The 13,648-nt window shown below is 65.5% G+C and carries 12 protein-coding genes; 4 read left to right on the top strand and 8 right to left on the bottom strand.

Going from position 1 to position 13,648, the window contains the following annotated elements:
• Window positions 1-12 precede the first annotated feature (12 nt).
• A complete protein-coding gene (locus ASG39_RS19970) occupies window positions 13-2,268 on the top strand; it encodes a Wzz/FepE/Etk N-terminal domain-containing protein (RefSeq protein ID WP_062596680.1) in 2,256 nt (751 codons plus the stop codon).
• A gap of 18 nt (window positions 2,269-2,286) precedes the next feature.
• Here the strand turns inward: ASG39_RS19970 and ASG39_RS19965 are convergent, their stop codons facing one another.
• The 3 genes from ASG39_RS19965 to ASG39_RS19955 form a co-directional block, all read right to left on the bottom strand.
• Window positions 2,287-3,576: a GNAT family N-acetyltransferase gene (locus ASG39_RS19965; protein ID WP_062596679.1), complete on the bottom strand. Its 1,290-nt coding sequence runs from the start codon at window positions 3,574-3,576 to the stop codon at window positions 2,287-2,289.
• A 144-nt stretch (window positions 3,577-3,720) separates the two neighbouring features.
• Window positions 3,721-4,464 carry a metallophosphoesterase family protein gene (locus ASG39_RS19960; RefSeq protein WP_062596678.1) on the bottom strand — a complete coding sequence of 248 codons (744 nt, stop codon included), beginning with the start codon at window positions 4,462-4,464 and terminating at the stop codon, window positions 3,721-3,723.
• A 38-nt stretch (window positions 4,465-4,502) separates the two neighbouring features.
• A complete protein-coding gene (locus tag ASG39_RS19955) occupies window positions 4,503-4,712 on the bottom strand; it encodes a DUF2842 domain-containing protein (RefSeq protein WP_062596677.1) in 210 nt (69 codons plus the stop codon).
• A gap of 203 nt (window positions 4,713-4,915) precedes the next feature.
• Here ASG39_RS19955 and ASG39_RS19950 point away from each other — a divergent pair, with 203 nt between their 5' ends.
• Window positions 4,916-5,998, top strand: a complete 1,083-nt coding sequence (locus ASG39_RS19950) for a COX15/CtaA family protein (protein ID WP_244481281.1) — start codon at window positions 4,916-4,918, stop codon at window positions 5,996-5,998.
• A gap of 94 nt (window positions 5,999-6,092) precedes the next feature.
• Here ASG39_RS19950 and argC read toward each other — a convergent pair whose 3' ends face one another.
• Both argC and speB read right to left on the bottom strand, forming a co-directional pair.
• Window positions 6,093-7,025, bottom strand: coding sequence for an N-acetyl-gamma-glutamyl-phosphate reductase (gene argC, locus ASG39_RS19945; protein WP_062596675.1), 933 nt, complete (start codon window positions 7,023-7,025; stop codon window positions 6,093-6,095).
• A gap of 103 nt (window positions 7,026-7,128) precedes the next feature.
• Window positions 7,129-8,082, bottom strand: coding sequence for an agmatinase (gene speB / locus ASG39_RS19940; protein ID WP_062596674.1), 954 nt, complete (start codon window positions 8,080-8,082; stop codon window positions 7,129-7,131).
• 197 nt (window positions 8,083-8,279) lie between these two features.
• On the opposite strand from speB, the gene ASG39_RS19935 reads away from it, so the two are divergent.
• Window positions 8,280-10,271, top strand: coding sequence for an acyltransferase family protein (locus ASG39_RS19935; RefSeq protein WP_062596673.1), 1,992 nt, complete (start codon window positions 8,280-8,282; stop codon window positions 10,269-10,271).
• A 137-nt stretch (window positions 10,272-10,408) separates the two neighbouring features.
• On the opposite strand, the gene rpsI is transcribed toward ASG39_RS19935, so the two are convergent.
• Complete coding sequence (rpsI, locus tag ASG39_RS19930) at window positions 10,409-10,885, bottom strand: 30S ribosomal protein S9 (protein ID WP_200934699.1); 477 nt, start codon at window positions 10,883-10,885, stop codon at window positions 10,409-10,411.
• Window positions 10,885-11,349, bottom strand: a complete 465-nt coding sequence (gene rplM / locus ASG39_RS19925) for a 50S ribosomal protein L13 (protein WP_062596672.1) — start codon at window positions 11,347-11,349, stop codon at window positions 10,885-10,887. Before rplM ends, rpsI begins: the two co-directional genes overlap by 1 nt.
• A gap of 360 nt (window positions 11,350-11,709) precedes the next feature.
• Here rplM and ASG39_RS19920 point away from each other — a divergent pair, with 360 nt between their 5' ends.
• Window positions 11,710-12,525: an enoyl-CoA hydratase-related protein gene (locus tag ASG39_RS19920; protein ID WP_062596671.1), complete on the top strand. Its 816-nt coding sequence runs from the start codon at window positions 11,710-11,712 to the stop codon at window positions 12,523-12,525.
• Window positions 12,526-12,581: 56 nt separating this feature from the next.
• Here ASG39_RS19920 and ASG39_RS19915 read toward each other — a convergent pair whose 3' ends face one another.
• Window positions 12,582-13,418, bottom strand: a complete 837-nt coding sequence (locus ASG39_RS19915; protein ID WP_062596670.1) for an EamA family transporter — start codon at window positions 13,416-13,418, stop codon at window positions 12,582-12,584.
• Between the last annotated feature and the right edge of the window lie 230 nt (window positions 13,419-13,648).

The following is a 13,648-nucleotide window of genomic DNA, read 5'->3' as shown; positions in this document are numbered from 1 at the left end:
GCAGGTGCGTGGATGTCAGGCTTTAGCGGCAATCAACAGGATGTTGATATCGATCTCGGCGGTCTGTTCCGGGCGATCTGGCGTCGCCGGACACGGGTGCTCCTGACCACGGTGGCCGTCGCGGCGCTTGCCTTTACCGCAGCCCACATGATCTCGCCGCGCTACGACAGCGAGGCGCGCCTTCTGATCGAGCCGCGCGAGCCGGAATTCAGCTCGATGACCCTGCAGCCGTCTGCTGCGAGCGCGACATCCTTCGACGAGCCGGGGATTTCGAGCGAAGTCCAGCTGCTGCGCTCCGTCGATCTCATCAAGCAGGTGGCGCGCAACATGCGCCTGCACGAGCTGAAGGAGTTCGATCCGACGGCCGATCCCTCCGCCATCTCCGACATTCTCGTCATGCTCGGCCTCAAGCGCAATCCGCTCGACATGCCGCCCGAGGAACGGGTGCTGAAGGAATTCCAGGAAAAGCTGCAGGTCTATCAGGTCGAGAAATCGCGGGTCATCGGCATCCAGTTCACCTCCAAGGACCGCGCGCTCGCCGCCGCCATTCCAAACGAGATGGCGAAGATCTATCTGTCGCTGAAGGCCGGGGCGAAGCTCGATTCCAACACCGAGGCCAGCCGCTGGCTGGAGCCCGAGATCGCCAACCTGCGCGAAAAGGTTCGGGCGGCCGAGGCGAAGATCGCGGACTATCGCTCCAGCGCCGACCTTTTGCCCTCCGGCGACACCGGCACGTTCGCCACCCGCCAGTTGACCGACATCTCGACGGAACTTGCCCGCGTGCGGGGAGAGCGGGCGACGGCGGAGGCGCGAGCAGAAAACGTCCGCGCCGCTCTGTCCAGCGGCCGCGGCGCCGACACGCTGAACGAGGTGGTCGGCTCGGCCATGATCCAGCGGCTGAAAGAATCCGAATCGCAGATCCAGAACCAGATCGCCGACCTCTCGACCACGCTGCTCGAAGGCCATCCGCGCATCAAGGCGCTGCGTTCGCAGCTGACGGGCATCCGCGCGCAGATCCGCGAAGAGACGCAGAAGATTCTGGCGAGCCTCGAAAACGAGGCGAAGGTCGGCGAACTGCGCGAGCGCCAGCTGACCCAACAGATGAATACGCTGAAGGCCTCCTCCGCCAAGGCCGGCGAGGACGAGGTGGGGCTGCGCGCGCTGGAACGCGAGGCTGCCGCGCAGCGCCAGCTTCTGGAAACCTATCTTTCGCGCTATCGCGAGGCGAGCTCGCGCACCGGCGCGAGTGCGGCTCCGGCCGACGCGCGCGTGATCTCCAGCGCCGTCGCGCCGACGGAAGCGAGTTTTCCAAAAATCCTGCCGATCACCATCGTCGCCGGCTTGGCCGCTTTCCTGCTGAGCTGCGTCGTCATCCTGCTGCAGGAGCTGTTCAGCGGTCGCGCTTTGCGTCCGGTCGGCGCACCCGTTCCGGTGCCGCTCGCCGTCGCCACGCAGCCGGTCCCCCCGACGCCACTGCCGCCAGCTCCCGCGCCCAAGCGCGCCTGGAGCTTTCGGCAGAAGCCGGCGCCGGGCGAAAGCGGGCGCGAGATCACACGTCCGGCCGCCGCCGGCCCCGACCTTGCGGTCGCTTCGGCCGCGGCCATTCCCGCTGAGGAGGATCGTGAGGAGCAACACCCCGAGGCCGAGGTGCCGCTCGACGGCTTCTTCGTGGAAAACGTCGCGGCCGCACTGATCCTCGATCAGGTGCCGCTCGCCTTCGTCGTCTCGCCGACGGGCGATGCCGGCTCCGCCCAGACGGTGGCGCTTGCGCGGATGGTCGCGGAGGAGGGGCGGCGCGTCGTGCTGATCGATCTCACGGCATCGGGCTGCCCGACGGGCCAGATGGCGATGTCGGCCGGGCTTCCGGGCATCACCAATCTTCTGGCGCAGGATATCCCTTTTGCGGACGCCCTTCATGCCGATCGCGGTTCGGATGCGCATATCGTCCCGAGCGGCACGGCCGACCCGGCGCTCGCCATGCAGGACATCGACCGCCTGCAGGCGATCATCGAGGCCCTGACCGACGCCTATGATCTCGTTCTGGTCGATTGTGCGGATGCGGATGCGGCCGCGGTCTCGCGCCTTGCGCGTGTCGGCGATATCGAGATCATCTTCTCGGTGCCCGCGGTGTCGGCCGAGGACATGGTCGAGATCATCACGGAATTCGCCGAAGCCGGTTACGACCGCATCCAGATCATGGAGGCGAGCCTTGCAGACCGCCCCGTCGCGAACACGCCATTGCCGGAGCCGGGCCGCCGCGCCGCCTGAGGCTGCCGAGACGCGGCTTTAGTCCGCGTCGGACGTGTCGGACGCGCCGGATTCTGGCGCTGCCTTGCCCTGATGTTTCTGGCGAAGCCGCTGCACCAGGCCATAGGCCTGACGGTTCGCCTTGATGGCGCGCTTGAGCCGGACGAGGACGCGGTGGACGCCGGCCGCGATCCGGCCGCGCAGCGTCAGCGGCACGACAATGTCGTAGAGCGGCGTCTCGATCGTGCACCACGACCGCTTGTAGAGCTGGTCGCCGATGCCGAAATCGAACAGCGCGACACCGTCGCCGCAGGCGCGCTCGATGATCCTGTGAAACAGGAGTTCGCCGGGGCTGGCATCCGCAGCCAGCGTTTCATCGATCGATCCGAACTGGCAGATCAAGTGGTCGCCTTTGCGCGATACGCCGGCGACGGCCACGATCCGACTGTCGCCATCGCCGCGCAGGCGCAGCGCGTGGAGCGCCAGCGGATGGTTCTCGGCCGTACCGGTGCACGAGACCGCGGCGCGCAGGAACGCCTGGGTCGCGGCATCCCGGAAGACGTTGGGCAGCCCCAGCGCTTCGAACCGCGCCGCCTTCTGGATCAGGAAGACGTCGAGGATCGCCCGACGCTCGTCGAGGCTCTCGCCGACGATGTAGTCGTAGCCTCCATAGCTCTCCATCCGCCGCTCGGAGACGCGGAATTTCTTGCGCCGCCGCTTCGCATTGATCTGTGCGAGCGTGGCGGAGAAATCGGGGAAAAGCGGCAGCTGGTAGGAGGAATTCTGATGCCGGATCGAGGGCAGCGCCGCGAGCGGGTGACCTTCGCCGCGCCATTCGAGCGGCAGCTTGTCGAGCGTGACGATGTCGGCGACATCGGCGAGCTTGGCGCTGAGGCCGGCCATGACGCCGGCGGCGAACTGCTCGCGCGACAGGCCGCCGAGATCCTCGGCAAAGAGCCCCGTATTGATGTTGCTGTGCGGCGAGGCGATGAGGCGCGCCGTGCGGAACAGGCCGTTGCGGATCAGTTCGAGCGGCAGGATGAAGATCGTGCGATCGCCGAGCCGGCCGCGCACCAGCAGCGGACGCTCGACATGGGTCGAGAGCCAGCTGGCGCACCAGTCGTAGCTCTGATGCATCGAGACGCGGTTCGACGCCTCCAGCAGGCGCCAGTCCTCTTCCAGCGCCGACAGCGCGACATGCACCGAGACGACGAGATCCGGCGGCAGGACGACGTTGGTCTTGTCGCCCGTCATGCGGCGGCGATCGACCGGCCCATAGGGGGCGGCGCGCGGTGCGTCGAGGGAGTAGGCGCTGATCTGGGCATTCATCGCGAATGAGCCCTCCGTCTGAAACACGTTGGCGGCATCTAGCCTGTAAAGCGTCTGATGTTCACTTAAGGCTGCGTGGATTCGCCCGGCTCCCCGGCGATATTCGCAGACGGGGTTATCGACAGGTTAAAATGTGCGGAAACGTTACATCCAGCCGGTGGCCAGAGCCCGTGCCCAGTCCGGGCGACCGTTCGCGTCCGCCAGGGCCGCGGCGCCGGCATGGTCGTAGGCGACCAGCCGGAAGGCGATGTCGAGGCTGCCGTCCGCGGCGCGGTCGATCACCGCATAGGACGCGCGCGGCGTTCCGGTCTCCACCCGGTGCGGCACCGGTGCGTCGTCCGCATAGGCCGGGCAGCCGATGCTTCCGGGGTTGAGGACCATGCGTGCATCGGTGAGCGTGACGAGGCGCGGGATATGCGTGTGGCCGCAGAGGAGGAGGGGTTCCTCGATGCCGGCCGCAAACCGCGCGATGCGCGCAGCCGCGGCCCGATGCACGAGACCCTGCGGCGAGACCTCCTCCAGCCAGTAGGTGAGGTCGCTCTCCGGCGTGCCGTGGCAGAGGAAGAGCCCGTGATCGGGCAGCCGCTTCGTCGGCGGGAGGGTTTCGAGCCAGGCGAAATGGCGATCCGATAGGGCCGCATGGGTGAAGCGGTCGGTCGCGATCATGGCGCCGGGGGACACCGCCAGCAGGGCGCGATCGTGGTTGCCGCGGATCGAGACGATCGCGCGCGCCATCAGAAGATCGGCCGTGCGGGCAGGATCGATCGGGCCGCTGAGGGCGTCGCCGAGATTGACGATCGTGCGGATGCCCTGCGCATCGATGTCGGCCAGCACCGCCTCGAGGGCTCCGGCATTGCCGTGGATGTCTGCGATGACGGCGATCTTCAACGGCGTGGTCCCAGTCCCTTCAGCATCGCCCGATCGTCTCACCGCTTGCCGGGCTTTTCCATCCATTTGATGATGAGCATGGCCGGCAGCACCCAGAGAAGGCCGCTGAAGAAGAAATAGAGGAGATGCACCCACCAGGGGGAGGCACCGAGCCGGACTTCGGCGATCACGGTGGCGACGATCGCATAGGAAATGACGAGCACGAGGAGGAGGATCATCCCGATCAGTTTGCGAAGGCGTACCGGCATTGTTTCGAACTCTCCAACCGCTGCTTCTTCCGGGCCCGGACGACAGGACACGCATCGCCCGCGACCGCATGCCGCAAAGGCACTCCTTGTCATGCCTGCCCGACTGATGCAAATCAACGCTGACCCCGCGGACATCTCTTCCTTCGTGTCCCCGGCGACCGCCAGCAGGCGAACGGAGCAGTGCGATGACCAGTGCCAACCCCATGATGACGCAGGAAACGACGCGGGACATCGATATCGCAAGCCGCCACCGCCGGCAGATCCGCATCTGGCTCGGCGTCGTCGTCTTCGCGCTGTTTGCGCTGGTGCTCGTCGGCGGTGCGACGCGCCTCACCGAATCGGGACTGTCCATCACCGAATGGAAGCCGATCCACGGCGTCGTCCCGCCTCTGTCGCAAGCCGAGTGGGAAGAGGAGTTCACGCTCTACAAGCAGATCCCGCAATATGCGCAGATGAACAGCGACATGACGATCGACGGCTTCAAGACTATCTTCTGGTGGGAATGGGCGCACCGGGCGCTCGCCCGTTCGATCGGCGTCATCTTCGCCCTGCCGCTCGCCGTCTTCTGGGCGACGGGCCGGATCGAGCGGCGGCAGAAGCTGCCGCTTCTCGGCATTCTGGCGCTCGGCGGCTTCCAGGGCTTCGTCGGCTGGTGGATGGTCTCCTCGGGCCTCGTCAACCGTACGGATGTCAGCCAGTACCGGCTGGCGACCCATCTGATCATCGCCTGTCTGATCTTCTCGGCCTGTCTGTGGATCCTGCGCGGCCTGACGCCGCATCGGGACGCCGCGCCGCCGACGCGCTATTCCTATGTGGTCGCCGGCGCGATCGCCTTCATGGCGCTGGTGCAGATTTATCTCGGCGCGCTGGTCGCCGGGCTCGATGCGGGCCTGAGCTACAACACCTGGCCGCTGATGGACGGCGCCCTGATCCCGGGCGACCTCTTCCTTCAGAGCCCGGCCTGGCTGAACCTGTTCGAGAACCCGAAGACGGTCCAGTTCGTGCACCGCTGCGGCGCCTATCTCCTGCTGGCGATGGTCCTCGGGCACATGATCGCAAACCTGCGCCTGGCCCCGCGATCGACCCATGCCAGGCGGGCCGTCGTTCTCGCCGCTCTGGTGCTGGTCCAGGCATCGATCGGCATCATGACGCTGCTGCTGCAGGTCCCGATCGGCTGGGGTGTCGCGCACCAGGGCGGCGCGCTCGTCGTGCTGGGCTTCGCCATAGCCCACTTCCGCGGCTTCTTCGGCGCATATCCGCTGGAAACGGACGTCGTGCGCGGCTGAGACCGTCCAAAGATCCCGCCGGCCGGACAGGAAAACGCCCCGGTGCCGCAAGGGCGCCGAGGCGATGTGTCGTTGAAGCGACAGGGTGCCCGGCTCAGGCCGACAGCATCAGGTCCATGTTCTGGACGGCGGCGCCGGAGGCACCCTTGCCGAGATTGTCGAGCAGCGCCACGAGGTTGACATGCTCGCCGCCGGGCGTTCCGAAGACGAAGAGCTTCATGCGGTCCGTGCCGGCCAGTTCTACGGCATCGACGCGCGGCAATGCGGCGCTCACCTCCAGCGGCACGACCTCGACCACGGACTGGCCGGCATAATGCGCAACGAGCGCGCCATGGATGCTTTCCAGCGTCGCGCCGTTGCCGACCTCTTCGAGGAACAGCGGCACCTGCACGATCATGCCTTGCGGGAACTTGCCGACCGAGGGGGCGAACAGCGGCGTGCGCCCGAGCATGCCGTGGATCTTCATCTCGGCGACATGCTTGTGCTTGAGCGGCAGGCCGTAGAGGAAGCCCGGCGAGGTGATCGGATCGGGGTTTGCGGGGTCCTCGATCTGGGCGATCATCTGCTTGCCGCCGCCGGTGTAGCCGGAAATGGCATTGACGCTGACCGGATAGCTCTCCGGCAGGATGCCTGCCTGGCGCAGCGGCCGCACGAGACCGATGGCGCCGGTGGGGTAGCAGCCGGGATTGGCGACGAGGCGCGCGGCGCGGATCTTGTCGGCCTGGGCGGCATCCATTTCGGCAAAGCCATAGGCCCAGTCCGGCGCGACGCGGTAGGCGGTGGAGGTATCGATGATGCGCACGGCGTTGTTGCCGGACAGCATGGAGACGGCCTGCTTCGACGCATCGTCGGGCAGGCAGAGAATGGCGATGTCGGCGCTGTTCAGAAGGTCTTCGCGCAGGGACGCATTGCGCCGCTCGGCCTCCGGGATGGACAGGAGCTCGACATCCTTGCGGTCGGCCATGCGGGCGCGGATCTGCAGTCCCGTTGTGCCGTGTTCGCCATCGATGAAGATCTTAGCCGTCATGTCTTTGTCCCGTCGGTTCAAGAGGTTGGGGCGTGCGCCGGACTCAGTCTCTCACGCCCTTGATTCCGTTTGATAACAGTGCGGCGACCGCTGCTGGAAAGCATCATCGCCCAGTGGCAAGCCGCTCCGCACGCAGGCCGAGCATATACATCGCGACGGTGGATGCAGCAATGGCGGTGATGTCGGCATGGTCATAGGCCGGCGCGACCTCGACGACGTCGGAGCCGCGAATGTCGAGAGGCGCAAGCTTGCGCAGCACCGAGAGGAGCTTGGCGCTCGACAATCCGCCTGAAACCGGCGTGCCCGTGCCCGGAGCATAGGCCGGATCGAGGCAGTCGATATCGACGGTGAGATAGGCGGCGGCACCCTGGGTGTGGGCGAGAATGTCGTCGGCGATGGCCGAGGCGCTCATCTCCTCGACCGCATCGCCATAGAGAATGCGAATGCCGAAATCCTCCGGCGCATGGGTGCGGATGCCGACCTGGATGGAGCGGGCGGGATCGATCAGCCCCTCGCGCACGGCCCGGCCCACGAAAGAGCCGTGATCGATCCGACCCTCCGCGTCGGGCCAGGTATCCTGATGCGCATCGAACTGGACGAGGGCGAGCGGCCCATGCTGTGCGGCGTGTGCGCGCAGGAGCGGCAGCGTGACGAAATGGTCGCCGCCGAGCGTCAGCAGATAGGGCACCGATTTGAGGATCCGTGCCGCCTCCCGCGCGATCGTCGCCGGCGTCTTCGCGTGATGCCCGTAATCGAGCAGGCAATCGCCGGCATCGATCACCGCCATCTCGGCAAACAGGTCGCGCTGGAACGGATATTGCGGATCATTGTCGAAGATGGCCGACGCCCTGCGGATCGCCTGCGGCCCGAAGCGGGCGCCCGGCCGGTTGGACGTCGCCGCATCGAACGGAATGCCCCAGACCACGACATCGGCCCCCGCCAGACGCTTGCTATATTTCCGCCGCATGAAGGACAGGATCCCCGCATGGGTCGGATCCGATGCAGCGCTCTTCAGCGACGGGGCCGTGATCGCATGATCGATGGTCTTGGATGCCATGAAAACTCCGAAGCGCGTTGCGCCGGAACGTGCGGGATTTCGGTTTCGCTCGCAAGCCACTTTCGTTGACCGTCGGCGGATCGGCGCGGCAGAAACGGCACCGGGACGGGGCCAGTCGCGGATAGAAAGCCTTGATCGAAATATATGACTAAAATACGGTATATCGATGTATGTGGGCCTGATCTGGATGGGACGGAATGCTGTATAGACGTGAGATCGATGGGCTTCGCGCCGTCGCCATAACCGCCGTCGTCCTCCATCACGCGGGCCTGCCGTTTCTTCCCGGGGGATTTCTCGGGGTCGATATCTTCTTCGTCATCAGCGGATATCTCATTACGGCCCTCATCGTCCGGGACCTCGACGCCGGTACGTTCTCGATGCGGGCGTTTTACGACAGACGTGCCCGGCGCATCCTGCCCGCGCTGTTGGTCATGCTGGCGGCCACGATTCCCTTCGCGTGGATGTGGATGATCCCTCTGGATTTCAAGAATTATGCGCAGTCTCTTCTGGCGAGCCTGTTTTCCTATTCCAACATCCACTTCGCAACGAAGGAGGGCTATTTCGCGCCGGACATGGGTCGCGCGCCTCTGCTTCACACCTGGAGCCTGGCGGTCGAAGAGCAGTTCTATCTGCTGTTTCCGGTGTTCGTCCTGTTTCTTGCAAGAAAGAGGAGAGGCATGCTCGTTGCCGCGATTGGCGGGCTTTGCCTCCTCAGTTTCGCCGTGTGCCTGGTGGGTGTGGAAGCGTTTCCGACGATCAATTTCTATTTCCTGAGCAGCCGGGCCTGGGAGCTTCTGGCCGGCGCGTTGTTCTCCTTCGTCGGGCCGTCCCGATCCCGCCGCACCAACGAGGTGGGGGCGCTGGCCGGTCTCGTGCTCGTCCTCCTCTCCATCCTGGTGCCGACGTCGCAGCAGGCGTGGCCCTCGTTTCTGACGGTCTGGCCTGTTCTCGGGGCCGGCCTTCTGCTCGTGTTCGGGGTACAGGGAACCCTCACGGCGCGTCTCCTGTCCTTGCCGCCGTTCGTCGGGCTCGGCCTCGTCAGCTACAGCTTCTACCTGTGGCACCAGCCGGTCTTTGCCTTTGCGCGCATTCGCAACGCGGCGGAACCCGGCCTGCCGGTGATGCTCGCCCTGTCGTTCGGGGCGCTCGCGGTTGCCGTTCTGTCGTGGCGATATGTCGAGCAGCCGTTCCGAACGCGCAGCGGTGCCCGGCGAATCGGCTGGAAGACGTTGCGGATCCTCATCGGCTCCCTGGCGGTGCTCATCGTGTCCGTCAGCGTTGCAGGGAATGTTACCAAGGGTCTGCCGTGGAGACTGCCGCCGGCGGTCACCGCGATGCTTCGCGAGAGCGAGTGGAACAAGGCGTGCCAGTATACCGCCGAAATGGATCTTCCCGTCTTCCCCTTGAAAGACTGTCTCCATAACCCGGACCATCCGGTGACCTATGCGATCTGGGGCGATTCCATCTCCGCATCCCTATCGAAGGTTTTTGCAAGCGAACTGGATGTGCGCGGGATCAGCTTGCAGCAGCTCTCCCATGGCCACTGTGCTCCGCTTCCCGGCGTATCGGTTCCCTCCGTCAAGCCGAGCGCGCATTGCAGCCTGTTCAACACCCGTGCGCTCGAGCAGATCCTTGCTACTCCGGATATCACCACCGTCGTGATGGCGGCGTCATGGGTCAAGTTCATGTCCTATCCCGAATACCAGATCGACGGAGTGATCCGGTCCGCCGGGGATGAGGTGCCGACAGAGATCAAGCAGCGCCTGAAAGACACGATCGCGACGATCGAGGCGTCGGGCCGTCGTGTTGTTCTCGTCTATCCCCATCCGCAACCTGACGCGCCCGTCATCGACACGGTCATGAAGCAGATGCTGGCCGGAGTGGCGCAACCGGAGGTGACGATCGCCTATGCCGACTTCGTCCAGAACAGCGCGCGGAGCCGTGCCGTGCTCGACGCTGTGGCAAGCCCTCGGACGATCAAGGTGTTTCCGGAGGAAAAGTTCTGCAATCCGTCAGCCGGCGACACCTGTGCTCTGACATCGGCCGGATTGCCCTATCTTGCCGATATCCGTCATTTCACCGCGTCCGGTGCCACACTCGTGGTTGCCGCGATTTTGGACAAGCTTCCGATCGTGCCGATGCTGCCGACGGGACCGATCGCTGACGCCGCCGGCGATCCCGCGCGATAGGAGCCCGGCGCTCCCGCGCGGTAGAAGCATGGCGTGAGGCTCGGAAATTACGGCGGCTGCCGTGCCGGCCCACATCCCCAAACGAAAAAAGGCGGAGCCGAAGCCCCGCCTTTGCCATGGTCCGAGATCCGAAGCGATTAACGCTTGGAGAACTGGAACGAACGACGGGCCTTCGCCTTGCCGTACTTCTTACGCTCGACGACGCGGCTGTCGCGGGTCAGGAAGCCACCCTTCTTGAGCACGGTGCGCAGGCCCGGCTCGTAATAGGTCAGCGCCTTGGAGATGCCGTGACGAACGGCACCGGCCTGGCCGGACAGACCGCCGCCGGCAACCGTGGCGTCGATGTCGAACTGGCCGTCACGAGCCGCCGCGAAGATCGGCTGGCGCAGGATCATCTGCAGAACCGGACGTGCGAAATACTCGGGGTAGGCCTTGCCGTTGATGGTGATCTTGCCGGAGCCCGGCTTGACCCAGACGCGGGCAACGGCGTTCTTGCGCTTGCCGGTCGCATAGGAGCGGCCCTGGGCGTCGATCTTCTTGACATGAACGGGAGCAGCGTTGCTGGCTTCCGCGACCGTGCCAAGTTCTTTCAGAGAGGAGAGGTCGGCCACGATCAGGCGCTCCTTACGTTCTTCGTGTTCAGCTTGGCGACGTCGAGGACGGTCGGCTGCTGGGCTTCATGCGGATGGTTCGTGCCTGCGTAGACGCGAAGGTTCTTCATCTGGCGACGGCCGAGGGGACCGCGGGGAACCATGCGCTCGACAGCCTTCTCGAGAACGCGCTCCGGGAAGCGGCCTTCGATGATCTGGCGCGCGGTGCGCTCCTTGATGCCGCCGGGATAGCCGGTGTGCCAGTAGTACTTCTTGTCGGTGTACTTCTTGCCGGTGAGCACGGCCTTCTCGGCATTGATGACGATGACGTTGTCGCCGTCGTCGACATGCGGAGTGTAGGTGACCTTATGCTTGCCGCGCAGGATGTTGGCGATGATGGTCGCGACGCGACCCACAACGAGGCCTTCGGCGTCGATGAGGATCCACTTCTTCTCCACCTCTGCAGGCTTCTGAACGAAGGTTGACATGATGAAACTCTTTCGTTTGGGACCCGATACGTTGCCGCCGGGCGTTTTTTGTTGCTTGGTTTGCGGGAGCCGCCCGAGAGCAGAACCCGCAAAAACGAACGCGGACGTGACCGCCCGCGAACAGGGTGGCTTATAAGCGGAGGCCGGACGATCCGTCAAGAGGTGCTGCGCGACGCTTCCGGATGTGAGGTTAGTAAAATCAATGGTTTAACAATGTGGTTTTATGATACCACACAAAATCCGCCGCATTTTGACGGGGGTTGCACCGCTTCCTGGGCCATTTGCGCCTCGGCTGCTTGAAAGCGCGGGACGGGCGGCGTAGCTGGAGGTCGCGTTTTCACCCTGAAAAGAGGAGCCGACATGGCCGATATCGTTTCCCTGCGCCGCCCGAACCCGCGCGACCTCGTGCTGCGCGAACGCGACGGCGGCGTGCTGCGCCTGACGCTGAACCATCCGCCGCTGAACGCGCTGTCCAGCGAGGTCATCGACGCGCTGCTCGGCGAACTCGATGCGGCCGCGGGCGACGCGTCCCTGCGCGTCGTCATCCTTTCGGCGGCCGGCCCGGTGTTTTCGGCGGGCGTCGATCTCGAGGCGTTGAGCCGGCGCCGGTCCGACGACGATGCGGGCCGGGCGGCCTTCGCGGCGGCCTTCGCCCTGTCGGCCCGGCTGATGACGACCGTCTCCGCCCTGCCGCAGCCCGTCATCGCCGAGATCGACGGACTGGCGACCGCTGCGGGATGCGAGCTGGTGGCGGCCTGCGATCTCGCGATCTGCACGGACACGGCGACGTTCTGCGCACCCGGCGTCAATATCGGCATTGCGCCGATGGGGGCGGCCGTGGCGCTGGCGCGGGCCGCCGGCCGCAAGCAGGCGATGGAGATGCTCCTGACCGGCGAGACGATCGACGCCTCCACCGCCAAGGATTTCGGCCTCGTCAACCGCATCGTCCCGAAACAATATCTGCGGCAGGTGGTCGATAAATATGCGGCCGTCATCGCCTCGAAATCGCAGGACGCGCAGAGACGCGTGAAGGCGGCGTTCGACCGGCAGGCTTGCCTTTCGCGCGATGAGGCCGCTGCCGAGGCGGCCAGGGTGGAGGCGGAAAGCGCGCTGACGCCGGATGCGATCGAGGGAATTGCAGCGTTTCTGGAGAACCGGACGCCGGTCTGGTCCTGAAGCATTCCAGCCAAATCGGACGAGGCGGCAGGACAAAACCGGAGAATGTACGACCGTCAGGCGAGCTTCAGCATCAAGGCGCCGAGCGCGATGAGGCAGGCCGCCGCGATGCGGAAGGGGCTGATGCGCTCCTTCAGCACGGTGACGGAAATCACGATCGCAAACAGGATCGAGGTTTCGCGCAGGGCCGCGACGGTTGCGACCGGGGCCTTGGTCATCGCCCAGAGCGCGATGCCGTAGGAGCCGATCGAGCCGGCCCCGCCGACAAGGCCGCGCCAGCCATTGTTCTGGACGTGGCGCAGCACCGGTGCGGCGCCCCGGCGCGAGATCGCCCAGCCGAAGAGCAGCACGGGCGGCAGCAAGGCCATCCACAGCGTATAGGAGATGGCATGGCCGGACAGGCGCGCGCCAATGCCGTCGACATAGGTATAGGCGGCGATGAAGAGCGCATTGACGAGCGCCAGCGTGATCGCCCGCATGCCGCTGCGGCGCGCCTCGAAGGCGAGCGTGAAGATGCCGGCGGAAATGGCGAGGATGCCGAGGGTCGCACCCTGGGTGAGCTTTTCCCCGACGATCATGCTGCTGGTCGCGGCGATCAGCAACGGCGCGCCGCCCCGCATCAGCGGGTAGACGAGCCCGATGTCGCCAGCGGTATAGGCGGCGGCGACGAGATGGAAATAGCCGAACTGCAGCACGGCGGAGGCGAGCAGGAACGGCACCGCCCGCGCATCCGGCAGCGGCATGAAGGGCAGAAAGGGCAGGGCGATGACGGCGGCGCCGAGCGCGATCATCGCGGCATCCAGCGATTTGTCCGTCCCGGCCTTCACCATCGCGTTCCACCCCGCATGCAGCAGGGCGCCGAAGAGAATGAAGAGGAGAACGTCGAGCGGCACGGGGAGACCGGAGGGCAGGCGTGGCGGCGGAAGCGCCCGTCCTTTGTCGCAAGACCAAGGGCGGACCGCAAGCACCGCCGCCCGCGAGAATGACAGTTTTATGACGCGCAAGGCCCTGTGCACAGGTGCTTTGGGGCTCTGCTGCGACGAAGAGTCGATTTTTCCGGGAACAGTCGGCCTCTCCGACGTTTTTTCCGTTGGTAAAGATCTCAGGCGCACGTCAGAAAGGG

Source organism: Rhizobium sp. Leaf371 (assembly GCF_001424045.1).
GTDB lineage: Bacteria > Pseudomonadota > Alphaproteobacteria > Rhizobiales > Rhizobiaceae > Ferranicluibacter.
The sequence above is the reverse complement of the archived record's forward strand: the minus strand, read 5'-3'. Positions and strand labels throughout refer to the sequence as shown.

Bases quoted from the DNA above. Each gene is read 5' to 3' on its own strand.
- ASG39_RS19970 (WP_062596680.1), top strand. From the start codon at position 13: ATGTCAGGCTTTAGCGGCAATCAACAGGATGTTGATATCGATCTCGGC.
- ASG39_RS19965 (WP_062596679.1), bottom strand. From the start codon at position 3,576: ATGAATGCCCAGATCAGCGCCTACTCCCTCGACGCACCGCGCGCCGCC.
- ASG39_RS19955 (WP_062596677.1), bottom strand. From the start codon at position 4,712: ATGCCGGTACGCCTTCGCAAACTGATCGGGATGATCCTCCTCCTCGTG.
- ASG39_RS19950 (WP_244481281.1), top strand. From the start codon at position 4,916: ATGATGACGCAGGAAACGACGCGGGACATCGATATCGCAAGCCGCCAC.
- argC (WP_062596675.1), bottom strand. From the start codon at position 7,025: ATGACGGCTAAGATCTTCATCGATGGCGAACACGGCACAACGGGACTG.
- speB (WP_062596674.1), bottom strand. From the start codon at position 8,082: ATGGCATCCAAGACCATCGATCATGCGATCACGGCCCCGTCGCTGAAG.
- ASG39_RS19935 (WP_062596673.1), top strand. From the start codon at position 8,280: ATGCTGTATAGACGTGAGATCGATGGGCTTCGCGCCGTCGCCATAACC.
- rplM (WP_062596672.1), bottom strand. From the start codon at position 11,349: ATGTCAACCTTCGTTCAGAAGCCTGCAGAGGTGGAGAAGAAGTGGATC.
- ASG39_RS19920 (WP_062596671.1), top strand. From the start codon at position 11,710: ATGGCCGATATCGTTTCCCTGCGCCGCCCGAACCCGCGCGACCTCGTG.